We start from the raw sequence: 11,638 nt of genomic DNA, 5'->3' as shown, positions 1-11,638 counted from the left end.
TTCCACGACCCGGTGGGCCAATATCCGGAACCGCCCGACACTTAAAGAAAAACAACCGGGGGAAATGACCTCTCCCAACCTCCCCCCTCCCCCTCTCACTCGGACGGGTGAATCACCCCAACCCGGCTGGCGCATATGCCAAATCACCGGGCAGTCTGGCTCTCGACAACCCCATAAACGCGAACGGCCCCCGTACGGGAGTGCAATCCCGCCCGAGGGCCTCGCCGCTGAGGAAGCAGGAACTTCCCGTGGCTGAACAGCAGCTTAGCGCGCCCTCGCGCGCCCCGCACCGCATTCCGAGGCCCGGTGTCATGCACGAGAAAGACCGGCAGCCCGAGCGCTACGTCAAGATCGGCAACCACCTCGCCCAGCACAGCGAGTTGAGCCTGACGGCGATCGGCCTGTCCACGTACATCCAGTCCCTGCCCACCGGCGCCGATGTGTCGATCAAGGCCCTGGCGCAGCGGTTCACCGAGGGCGAGACCCGCATCGCTTCGGCCCTGCGGGAACTGGAAGCCCACGGCTACCTCTCCCGCACCCGGGAGCGGCTCCCTTCGGGACAGATCGTCACCCGTACGGTGTCGTACAACAACCCGCCCGCCAGGCGGCTGAAGGCGGCGGAGCGCCCCGGACAGCCCCCCGCGACGGCACCCGCACCGGCCCGGACGCAGACTCCCGACCCCGACCCCGACCCCGACCCCGACCCGGAACCTGAACCGGACGCGGTCGTCTCCGAAGCCGAGCTGCAAGCCCGCGAGTTGCTGGCCCGGCTGCGGCTGCGCGATCCACGGCTGGTGCTGTCCGAGCGGGACACGGTGCGGCTGGCGCCCGCCGCGGCCGTCTGGCTGGAGCGCGGGCTGACCTCGAGCGCCGTCGCCGCCGTCCTGACCCGCACACTGCCGATGACGCCGATCCACTCCCCTGCGGGGCTCCTCACCCACCGCCTGCGGGAGCTGGTCCCGCCCCGGCTGCCGGACCCCGGCGCGGTGCGCCCCGTACCCCCGGACCGCACCGCGCGCCCCCTCCGCACGTGCGACGACTGCGACCGCGCGTTCCGCTCCCCCACCCCCGGCCGCTGCCAGGGCTGCGCCCCGTCGGCAGGCGCGGCTTAGCGCGATCCAAACGTAGAGGTCGAAAGCACCCTCTAACGAGCGAATGTTGCGCTGCGTAACCGACATATTACATTCCGTGTGCAGATGATGGGTCGTCATCGCCCCTCACCCTGCACCGCCCTGCGTCCGGCCCGGCCGGACTGCGGAGCCGTGCGCGCATCCAAGGAGACACTCATGTCCGGAACCCCGAGCGGCAAGGACGCCCAGGCGGAACAGATCAGCGGAAGCCTGATCGCAGCGGCCCCCCTGAGTTCGCCGCCGCCCATCACGGTCCCCGTGCATCAGCGCGACACGGAATGGGAGCTGCCGAACGGCTTCGCCTGGGTCTACTACGGCGAGGGCACCGACTCCGTCCAGAAGCCGGTGATCATGGCCGACGGCTTCAACCTCGGCCGAAGCAATCTGCAGTGGCTCGCCCAGGGCCTGGACGGCGGGGAGTACAAGTTCCTGTCCGCCCTGCGCAAGCAGGGACGCACCGTGATCCTGGTCGGATTCGACGAGCGCACCGCGCCGATCCAGAAGAACGCCGAGACCGTGATGGCGGCGATCCAGCAGACCCTCGGGGAGCGCGTCGGTGACGACCGGCTGACCGTCGGCGGCTTCAGCATGGGCGGCCTGATCACCCGCTACGCGCTGGCCAAGCTGGAGACGCAGCGGATGGACCACCAGACCGAGCTGTACTTCTCCTACGACACACCGCACCGCGGCGCCGTGATCCCGATCGGCCTGCAGGCGTTCGCGCACTTCATCCCGCAGGACAACGACTTCGCGCGGCAGATGAACAGCCCGGCGGCCCGGCAGATGCTCTGGCGCCACTACGACACCGCGACCGACAAGAGCGGGATCGACCCGCTGCGCACCCAGCTGCTGGAGGAGCTGGACCGGATGGGCGGCTGGCCGATGATCCCGCGCAAGATCGCGGTGGCCAACGGCACCGGCGACGGCATGGGCCTCAGCATCCCGCCCGGCGACATGGCACTGAAGAGCACCGGCCTGATCGCCTTCCCCGGCACGACCTTCTACACCCAGGCCGCCGGCGACAACGTCACGGTCGCCGAGCTGAAGCGGCTGCTCCCGCCCGCCTCGAAGAAGGTCACCACCAGCGGCTTCCCCGAGCTGGACGGCGCACCGGGCGGCACCCTCGCGTCCTACAAGATCGTGGCGGACGAGCTGGTGAAGAAGGGCGGCAAGGTCGACCTGCGGCACGAGGCCATCTGCTTCGTCCCGACCGTCAGCGCGGTGGCGATCCGCAACATCGACAAGCAGGAGGACCTGTACGCGAAGGTCGCCTCGCTCGACCCGAACGAAAGCGAGCTGGACGAATTCTTCTGGTCCTCGGCCACCACCCCGCACACCGCGATCACCCGGGAGCTGTGCGAGTGGATCATCGAGCGGCTCCCGTAGTGACGCAGCGCCATCACCGCTGATCCAACCGGTGATCCAGCCGCCCGCCCCGGATCTCTCTGCGCCGGGCGGGCGGCCTCGCGGCGCGCCGGCGCCGGGTCGCCGCCGGGGACCCGGACCGCTCAGGCCCCGTAGAAGAGGTCGTCCACGACCGCGCGGGCCCTGCGCGTGATGCGGCGGTAGTCGTCGAGCAGTTCGCCGACTGTGCCCTCCGCGTAGCCGAGGTAGCGGCCCACGGCCGCCAGTTCGCGGGCCTCCGAGGGAAAAGTGTCCCCGGCCCGGCCGCGGACCAGCATCACCGCGTTGCGGACCCGGGTGGCGAGCACCCAGGCCTCGTCCAGGATCTGCGCCTCCTCGGCCGGGATCAGCCCGGCCGCGTGGGCGGCGGCCAGGGCCTCGCGGGTACGGGTGGTGCGCAGGCCGGGCTCCGACCAGGCGTGCTGCATCTGGATCAGCTGGACGGTCCACTCGACGTCGCTGAGGCCGCCGCGGCCGAGCTTCGTGTGCAGGGTCGGGTCGGCGCCGCGTGGCAGCCGCTCGGTTTCCATGCGGGCCTTCAGGCGGCGGATCTCCCGTACGGCGTCCTCGCCGAGGCCCTCCGCCGGGTAGCGCAGCGGGTCGATGAGCTCGATGAAGCGGGCGCCTAGTTCGGCGTCGCCCGCGACGGATTGGGCGCGCAGCAGGGCCTGGCTCTCCCAGGTCAGGGACCAGCGCCGGTAGTACGCGGCGTACGAGGACAGGGTGCGTACGAGCGGCCCGGAGCGGCCCTCGGGACGCAGGTCGGCGTCGATGAGCAGCGGCGGGTCGGCGGTGGGGAGTTGGAGCAGCCTGCGCATTTCGGCGATGACGGTCTGGGCGGCCTTCGCGGCCTCCTGTTCGTCGACGCCCTCGCGGGGTTCGTGGACGAACAGGACGTCGGCGTCGGATCCGTAGCCGAGTTCGTGACCGCCGAAGCGGCCGACGCCGATGATCGCGAAGCGGGTGGGCAGGGTCTCGCCCCAGTGGTGGCTGACGGCGGCGCGCAGGGCTCCGGCGATGGTGGCGGCGGTGAGGTCGGAGACGGCGTTGCCGACCCGGTCGACGAGGGCGCCGGGGTCCTCCTCGGCCGGGCTGTCCTCCGTACCGTACGAGCCGATGATGTCGGCGGCGGCGGTGCGGAACAGCTCGCGGCGGCGGACCCCGCGGGCTGCGGCGACGCCGGCCTCGGCGCTGCCGGCGCGGCCGACGGCGGCGAGCACCTCCTGCGCCAGGGCCTCGTGCGTACGGGGCTGCAGCCCTTCGGGGTCGCCGAGCAGGGCGACGGCCTCGGGGGCGCGCATCAGCAGATCGGGGGCGAGCCGGCCGGCGGACAGGACGCGGGCCAGGTTCTCGGCGGCGGCGCCCTCGTCGCGGAGCAGGCGCAGGTACCAGGGGGTCTTGCCGAGGGCGTCGGAGACCTTGCGGAAGTTCAGCAGGCCGGCGTCCGGATCGGCGGAGTCGGCGAACCAGCCGAGCATGACGGGCAGCAGGGTGCGCTGGATGGCGGCCTTGCGGGTGACGCCGGAGGAGAGGGCTTCGAGGTGGCGCAGGGCCGAGGCCGGGTCGGCGTAGCCGAGGGCTTCGAGGCGCTGGCCGGCGGCGCGCGGGGAGAGCCGGGTCTCGCCGGGGGAGAGCTGGGCGACGGCGTCGAGCAGCGGCCGGTAGAAGAGCTTCTCGTGCAGGCGCCGGACCACGGAGGCGTGGCGGCGCCAGGCCTTGTTGAGCTCGGCGACGGGTTCGGTGCGCAGGCCGAGGGAGCGGCCGAGGCGGCGCAGGTCGGCCTCGTCCTCGGGGACGAGGTGGGTGCGGCGCAGCCGGTAGAGCTGGATGCGGTGTTCCATGGCGCGCAGGAACCGGTACGCGTCGTTCAGCTGGGCGGCGTCGGTCCGGCCGACGTAGCCGCCGGCGGCGAGGGCGTGCAGGGCGTCGAGGGTGCTGCCGGAGTGCAGGCCGGCGTCGCTGCGGCCGTGGACGAGCTGGAGCAGCTGGACGGCGAACTCGACGTCGCGCAGGCCGCCGGGGCCGAGCTTGAGCTCGCGGTCGACCTGGGAGGCGGGGATGTTGTCGACGACGCGGCGGCGCATCTTCTGGACGTCGGCGACGAAGTTCTCGCGTTCGGCGGCCTGCCAGACGAGGGGCGTTATGGCGTCGATGTACTGGGCGCCGAGGTCCGGGTCGCCGGCCACGGCGCGGGCCTTGAGCAGGGCCTGGAACTCCCAGGTCTTGGCCCAGCGCTGGTAGTAGGCGAGGTGGGAGGCGAGGGTGCGGACGAGGGGGCCGTTGCGGCCCTCGGGGCGCAGGTTGGCGTCGACGGGCCAGATGGTGCCTTCGATGGTGGTCTCGGAGCAGATGCGCATGAGGTGGGAGGCGAGGCGGGTGGCGGCCTGGACGGCCTTGGCCTCGTCGGCGCCGCCGCCTCCGTTGGGAGCGTCCCCGACGAAGATGACGTCGACGTCGGACACGTAGTTCAGCTCGTTGCCGCCGCACTTGCCCATGGCGATGACGGCGAGCCGGCAGGCGGCGGCGTCGTCGGGGGCGGCGGCGGACGCGATCCGCAGGGCGGCGCGGAGGGTTGCGGTGGCGAGGTCGGCGAGCTCGGCGGCGGTCTGGGCGACGTCGATGGTGCCGCAGACGTCGCGGGCGGCGATGGAGAGCAGGCAGCGTCGGTAGGCGACGCGCAGGGCGATGGGGTCGTGGGCCTGGGCGAGCCCCTGCTCGAACTCGGCGAGCCCGGGGTGCAGATCGGCGGCCTCGTACGTCACCAGCGCGTGCCAGTCGCGGGGGTGGCGGGCGAGGTGGTCGGCGAGCGCCTCGGACGCGCCGAGCACACCGAGGAGGCGGTCGCGCAGCGGCTTGGCGCTGACGAGGGTGTCGAGGAGTACGGGCCGTTCGTCGCCGCTCTGCGCCTCGGCGAGCCGGACGAGCCCGAGGAGGGCGAGATCCGGATCGGCGGTCGCCCCGAGGGCGTCGAGGAGCACCGGATCGGTGCGTACGGAGGCCAGCGCGTCGGAGTCGAGCAGCCGCGCCGCGGCCGAGGGGTCGGTGAAGCCGCTGCGCAGCAGCTGCATGAAGGTACTGCTCCTGCGTCCCGGGACTGTCATCCCGCCGCCTCCCGCGTACGTCGCCGCCACTGCCCAAGCGTGCCTGGAAGGAGCCTATCCGGAGCAGGCGTTCGACTCACCGGCGTGGGTGGACACGTATCATGGGGCGGATTATCGGATTATCTGAATATTTATGCGGAACGTCCTATTCCGCTTACGTGCCCCTCCTTCGGGCCCGCTCCCCGCGCAACCGCGCAACCGCCCGACCGCCCGACCGCCCTCAAGGACCCACATGCCCGACGGACCTCCCGCCCCGGGCCCCTGGCTCCCCAACACCCCGGGAGCCGCGCCGCACCCGGGGCAGGCCGGACCGGCCTGGGACCCGTCGGCGGGACAGGCTTGGGACCCGTCGGCCGGACCGGCCTGGGACCCGTCGGCCGGACCGGCGTGGAGCCCGGCGCAGCCGCACGCGGGCGGGACTGGCCGGGACCCGTCGGGGTTCCCGCCCGGCGCAGCCGGATCTGACGCACCGTCCGCCCCGTCCGGCGGCCGACCCGCCGGACCCGCCTCGCGCCGTTCCGACACCGACCGGCCACCCGCTCCCGGCCACCGCCGAGCCGCCCGGCGCTCCCGTACCGCCGAACCTGCCGAACCCGCCGAAGCAGTCGCCGCCGGCTCGAGCGACGGGCGGGGTTCCCGCCGCGCCGGCAGGGCCGGGTCCCCGGGAGGCCGCGGGCGGCGCGGTGGAGCGCGGTTCGTCAAGGGGGTGGGGCTCTGTGCCGCCATCGCCGCCTGCGGCGTCTTCGTGCTGCGCGCCAGCGAGGCGCGCGACGGCATCGCCGACAGGAAAGCCGCCCCCGCGGCCGCCGCCGACGCGCCCGACCCCGGCCGCGTGCTGCAGATCGTCGCCCACCCCGACGACGACCTGTACTTCATGAACCCGGACCTGCGGTACTCCATAGCCGCCGGCCATCCCGTCACCACGGTCTACCTCACCGCCGGCGAGGCGGACGGCATCAACGCCACCGAAGGCAAGCAGGCCTCCACCCCGCCCAACAAGCCCGCCTACGCCGAGGCCCGCCAGAACGGCATCCGCGCCGCCTACGCCAAGATGGCCACCGGCGACCGCAGCAGCGCCTGGAAGCGCACCGCCGTCCCCACCAAGGGCGGCGGCCACGCCGAGGTCGACGTCCTCGTCGCCAAGCCCGAGGTCAACCTCGTCTGGCTGCAGCTGCGCGAGGCCGGCACCGTCTACGACAGCGCCCCCGACAGCCTCCACGGCCTGTGGGACGGCAAGATATCCGCGCTCGGCGCCCAGCTCGCCTCCGGCACCCCCGTCAAGCAGCGGTTCTCGTACTCGAAGGAGCAGGTCGTCCAGACCATCGCCGGCGTCCTGGAGCAGTACAAGCCGACCACCGTCCGCGCCCAGGACCCCACCCCCGGCCGGTTCCCCGACAAGCGGTACACCGACCACCAGGACCACTTCTACGGGGCCCGCTTCGTCCAGGCCGCCCTGGCCGCGTACGCGAAGGGCGTCGACGTCAAGGACCGCCCGCACTTCGCGGTGCAGAACTACCTCGGCTACTCCAACGGCTCCCTGCCCAGTGCCCTGGACCCGGACGAGGCCAAGGCGAAGCTGGACATCCTGGACACCTACGCCTGGCTGGACCGGCAGAACCACTGCGGCAGCGATGCCGGCTGCGGCGACCTCAAGGTGGCCGACCACCCCGCGGGCAACGGATGGACCTCGACCGTCAACTACGCCCGCGGCACCGGCACTTCCTGGCTGACCTCGGACAAGGAGCACGGCCTGTGGGCCTTCAAGGTGCTCGACGGCCAGGTCGCGCTCTGGCACCGGTCCGGCCCGATCGGCGCCTGGAGCGGGCCGCGCCTGCTGCCCGGCACCGGCATGGACCCGGGCATCTCCACCGTCACCCTGCCGGACGGGCGGATCGCCGCCTTCGGCACCCGTACCTCCTTCGGCGCGCGGCCGGCGGACTACCGGCGCGAGGTCGGGTACGTCGTCCAGAAGGGCCCGGGCGCGGAGGAGTTCGGGGACTGGCAGTCGCTGGGCACGCCCGAGAGCGCCGACGAGAACTGGACCTCCGACATCAGCGCCCCCGCCGTCTCGGTCGACGGCACCGGCCAGTTGGCGGCGTACGTCCGCGACGGCGCGTCCACCCTGCGCGGGCGGGTGCAGCTCGCGAACGGCACCTGGGGCCCGTGGGCGCAGTTCGGCGGCGCCGACCTGCACGGCACACCGGTCACCGCCGCGGACGGCGCCGGGCGGCGCATGGTGTTCGCGGCCACCACGAAGTCGGTGCTGGGCTGGGCGCAGTCGAAGCCGGGCGCGCCGCTGGGACCGGCCACGCCCACGGGGCTGCCGGACACGACGCTGCCGCTCACCGCGGAGGGGCGCGAGGGCGGGGTGCGGCTGTGGTTCCGCAAGCCGGGCTCGGGCAACGTCCGTACCGCCCTGGTGACGGGCGACGGCGGGCTGAAGGTGAACCACCTCACCGACCTCGGCGGACTCCAGGGCTTCGGTTCGGTGGCGGCGAGCGGGCACGTGCTGGCCGGCCGTGCGGCGGGCGGTCAGCTGGGCTCGGACCTCGGGTCGGGGCGGCCGTGGGAGCGGTCGCCGCTGATGTTCGTCGGGGCGCCGTCGTCCACGACGACCGGCCGGAACACGGTCAGCCTGGCGGTGGTGGGGCTCGACGCGCGGCTGTACGTGACCTCCTCGGCGGACGACGCGAACGCGCACCTGGCGCCGTGGCTGCCGGTGGGGCCGCGGAACACGGGCCGCTGAGCATCCCCCTCCGGCGGACCAAGTGCGTCCACATCCCGGGCACATGCGCGCATCAAAAGCCCACACGCCACAATCACATCCGGTCGTTTGCGCAAAGCAGGAGTCATCGAGCAGATCGGTGAACCAAGTCCCCCGATTTGGCCTCTCACTGACTGAGCTGACTGAACTGACTGAACTGACTGAACTGCCGTTCTTCCCGCCCGGAACGACCCCAAGGCGTGACCGATGCCGATTGCCCGTCGCCGTTTCCTCCTCGCTGCCCTCCTTCCCGTACTCACCGTCGGTGCCACCGGCGTGCTCGCCGTCGCCACCGGCCAGCAGACGTCGGCCGAGGCCACCCAGGAACAGGGCACCGGGTCCCGTGCCGTCGCGCTCCCCGCGAGCACCACGGCCGGATCGGTCGTCCAGGTCGTCGCCCACCCCGACGACGACCTGTTCTTCATGAACCCGGACCTCAGCCGGTCGCTGACGGCCGGACTCCAACTCACCACCGTCTACCTGACCTCCGGCGAGGCCGACGGCCGCAACGAGGCCAACGGGGCCGGCGCCAAGGACCCCGAGCAGCCCGCCGACCGCGCCCACTACGCCGAGGCCCGGCAGAACGGCATCCGCTCCGCGTACGCCCAGATGGCCACCGGCGACCGCACCAGCGCCTGGAAGCGGACCGTCATACCCACCGCGGGCGGCGGCCAGGCCGAGCTCGACGTGCTGATCGCCCGGCCGCAGGTCAACCTGGTCTGGCTGCAGCTGCGCGAGGCCCGCAACCCCACCGCGGAGAACCCGGACAGCCTGCGCGGCCTGTGGAACGGCAAGATATCCGCGCTCGGCGCCCAGCTGTCCTCCGGAAGCCCGGTCAAGCAGTCGTACACGTACACCAAGGACCAGGTGATACAGGCGATATCCGGGCTGCTCGGGGTCTACAAGCCGACGACGATACGCATGCAGGACCCGACGCCCGGCCGGTACGCCGACACCGGCAAGTACACCGACCACCAGGACCACATGTACGGCGCCCGCTTCGTGCAGGCCGCCACGTCCGCCTACGCCGCGCAGGTCGGCGACCGCCCGCGGTTCTCGGTGCAGAACTACCTCGGCTACCACAACGGCACCCTCCCGCACGCGCTGGACCCGCAGACGGCCGAGACGAAGGTCGGCTACCTCAAGACGTACGCCTGGCTCGACCACCAGAACTACTGCGGCAGCCCCTCCGGTTGCGGCGACCGCAAGGTCGCGAGCAGCCCCACCGGCCGCAACTGGGCCCAGTCGCTGCGCTACGCCCGCGCCGACACCACTTCCTGGCTGGTGGCGGGCACCCCCGGCCGGCTCTACGCCTTCGCCGCCCTGGACGGCCGGATGGCCCTCTGGACCCGGCAGGACGGCCCGGCCGGGTGGACCGGCCCGGTCCTGCTCCCCGGCACCGGCATCGACCCGGGCGCGAGCACCGCCCGCCTCCCCGACGGCCGCATCGCGGTCCTCGCCACCCGTACGAGCTTCGGCCCGGCGCCCGCGGACTACCGGCGCGAGATCGTGTACGCCGTCCAGTCCGCGCCGGACGGCCCGTTCGGGGCGTGGCAGTCGCTCGGCACCCCCGAGGGGGCCGACGAGGAGGGCACCTCCGCCATCAGCGCGCCCTCGGCGGCCGTGGCCCCGGACGGCCGGCTGACCGTCTACGTCCGCGACTCCCGCCGCACGCTGCGCGCCCGCGAACAGCAGCCGGGCGGCGCCTTCGGCCCCTGGCAGCACCTGGGCGGCGAGGACCTGCAGAGCGACCCGGTGACGGCGGTCGACGCCGCCGGGCGGCGCCAGGTGTACGCGAGCACCACCAAGTCGGTCCTGGCCTGGACCCAGCCCGCCCCGGGGGCCCCGCTCGAGGGACCGTTCCCGACGGGCCTGCCGGCGACCACGGTCCCGCTCTCGGCGGCCCCGGAGGGCGCGGGCATCCGGCTCTACTTCCGCCGCCCCGACTCGGGGGTCGTCCGTACGGCCCTGGTCACGGCGGGCGCCGGCAAGCCGCAGGTCTCCAGCGTCGCGGAGGCCGGCGGCCGGGCGGGCTACGGCGCGGTCGGCGTCGCGGGCCGCCTCCTGTCGGGCCGCGCGGACACGGGCACGGTCAGCACGACGGGCCTCGGCGGCCCGCCCGCGTGGACGGAATCGAAGATGCTCTTCGCCGGCGCCCCGGCCGGCATCCTCGAACCGGCGGGCGCGACGACGACGGCGGTCCTGGGCCTGGACGCCGAACTCCACATCACCACGACCCCGCCCGCCACCCCGGACCCCGCCCACCCCGCCCGCACCACCTGGCACCGGGCGGTCCCCCCGGCGTAACCCCACCCGCGCCGACAGCCCCGCCCACCGTTCATGAACCCGAGGAGCATCAGGGCCTGCAGCGACCAACGTCACCGCTGGTCAGCAGCACGAACACCTGATGAGCCGTCCAGTTCCCGGCAGCACCCGGGCACGCGGCCAAGTAGTTCGCGATGTCCCACTCCTCCCAGGGACCCGCCTCCAGGAGGCCGCCGGCCAGGTAGCGCAGGTACACGGCGGAGGGTGGGAGCACGTCGACGTCCCGCAGGGTCCACGGCGCGGTGAACGTCACGACGGGGATGTCCTCGATCGTGCCGGGGCAGATCAGCGTCTCGTACCGCCCCGGCCCGAGTTCAGCGCGGCCGTGCCGCAGGGCCGCCGTGAGGTCGAGGTCCGTCCCGGGCGCGTCGCCCATCTCCTGCGCGGCGATGTCGGACACCTGGCCGACCGTCACCAGGTGCGCCCGCCCGCGCATCCGCCCCGGAGCCGTCGGGTCGTACAGCCCCCGGCCCCCGCCCCACACGGCGGACTCCGTGGCGAAGTACAGACGGCCTTGCAGCTCGACCGCGAGCGAGCGCTCCGGCGCCCGCCGGTCCCGGCAGCCCGGATAGGTGTGCGCCGCGCCGGCGGGGGTCCCCCCGGCGATGTACGCGGCCAGGCGGTCCAGGTGCATGTTGGAGCCGTAGGAGGCGTACCAGACCCGCTCGGGCACGGGCAGCGCCCCGTCGAGCGGCATCGCGGTGTGCACGGTCATACGCGTGTCCTCGCACCTCGGGGCCGACGGCATCGCGCCGCCGGCCCTGAGCGGTGTCCCGGCCCGGAAAAGGCTCTGACCTGCGGTTACAGCACCGGGAGGTTCTTGCGGAGTTCGAAGGCCGTGACCTCCGAGCGGTACTCCTCCCACTCCTGCTTCTTGTTGCGCAGGAAGTCATGCCCCACTCGGCCCACCAGCC

The 11,638-nt window shown here is 73.2% G+C and carries 6 protein-coding genes and 1 pseudogene; 4 read left to right on the top strand and 3 right to left on the bottom strand.

The window, feature by feature from the left end; genetic code table 11:
* The first annotated feature begins 311 nt into the window (after positions 1 to 311).
* Both OG299_RS27525 and OG299_RS27520 read left to right on the top strand, forming a co-directional pair.
* On the top strand, positions 312 to 1,112 hold the full coding sequence (locus OG299_RS27525; RefSeq protein ID WP_327362937.1) for a helix-turn-helix domain-containing protein: 801 nt from the start codon (positions 312 to 314) through the stop codon (positions 1,110 to 1,112).
* A gap of 174 nt (positions 1,113 to 1,286) precedes the next feature.
* Positions 1,287 to 2,516 carry an esterase/lipase family protein gene (locus OG299_RS27520; protein WP_327362936.1) on the top strand — a complete coding sequence of 410 codons (1,230 nt, stop codon included), beginning with the start codon at positions 1,287 to 1,289 and terminating at the stop codon, positions 2,514 to 2,516.
* A gap of 122 nt (positions 2,517 to 2,638) precedes the next feature.
* Here OG299_RS27520 and OG299_RS27515 read toward each other — a convergent pair whose 3' ends face one another.
* Positions 2,639 to 5,635 carry a bifunctional [glutamine synthetase] adenylyltransferase/[glutamine synthetase]-adenylyl-L-tyrosine phosphorylase gene (locus OG299_RS27515; protein WP_327362935.1) on the bottom strand — a complete coding sequence of 999 codons (2,997 nt, stop codon included), beginning with the start codon at positions 5,633 to 5,635 and terminating at the stop codon, positions 2,639 to 2,641.
* A gap of 706 nt (positions 5,636 to 6,341) precedes the next feature.
* Here OG299_RS27515 and OG299_RS27510 point away from each other — a divergent pair.
* A complete protein-coding gene (locus tag OG299_RS27510; protein WP_327362934.1) occupies positions 6,342 to 8,381 on the top strand; it encodes a PIG-L family deacetylase in 2,040 nt (679 codons plus the stop codon).
* Between the two features lie 225 nt (positions 8,382 to 8,606).
* Positions 8,607 to 10,706 (top strand): PIG-L family deacetylase, encoded by a 2,100-nt coding sequence (locus OG299_RS27505; RefSeq protein ID WP_327362933.1) that lies wholly within the window; start codon positions 8,607 to 8,609, stop codon positions 10,704 to 10,706.
* Between the two features lie 49 nt (positions 10,707 to 10,755).
* Here the strand turns inward: OG299_RS27505 and OG299_RS27500 are convergent, their stop codons facing one another.
* Positions 10,756 to 11,439: a histone deacetylase gene (locus tag OG299_RS27500; protein ID WP_327362932.1), complete on the bottom strand. Its 684-nt coding sequence runs from the start codon at positions 11,437 to 11,439 to the stop codon at positions 10,756 to 10,758.
* 86 nt (positions 11,440 to 11,525) lie between these two features.
* Positions 11,526 to 11,612 (bottom strand): annotated as a pseudogene (locus tag OG299_RS27495) (glutamine synthetase); the annotation flags it as partial.
* Positions 11,613 to 11,638: the final 26 nt, after the last annotated feature.

Origin of the sequence: Streptomyces sp. NBC_01296, assembly GCF_035984415.1 — a bacterium.
Taxonomy (GTDB): domain Bacteria; phylum Actinomycetota; class Actinomycetes; order Streptomycetales; family Streptomycetaceae; genus Streptomyces.
The sequence above is the reverse complement of the archived record's forward strand: the minus strand, read 5'-3'. Positions and strand labels throughout refer to the sequence as shown.

What these genes read in the sequence shown, in the direction of transcription:
- OG299_RS27525 (WP_327362937.1), top strand. Translation starts at nt 312, where the DNA reads ATGCACGAGAAAGACCGGCAGCCCGAGCGCTACGTCAAGATCGGCAAC.
- OG299_RS27505 (WP_327362933.1), top strand. Translation starts at nt 8,607, where the DNA reads ATGCCGATTGCCCGTCGCCGTTTCCTCCTCGCTGCCCTCCTTCCCGTA.
- OG299_RS27520 (WP_327362936.1), top strand. Translation starts at nt 1,287, where the DNA reads ATGTCCGGAACCCCGAGCGGCAAGGACGCCCAGGCGGAACAGATCAGC.
- OG299_RS27515 (WP_327362935.1), bottom strand. Translation starts at nt 5,635, where the DNA reads ATGACAGTCCCGGGACGCAGGAGCAGTACCTTCATGCAGCTGCTGCGC.
- OG299_RS27500 (WP_327362932.1), bottom strand. Translation starts at nt 11,439, where the DNA reads ATGACCGTGCACACCGCGATGCCGCTCGACGGGGCGCTGCCCGTGCCC.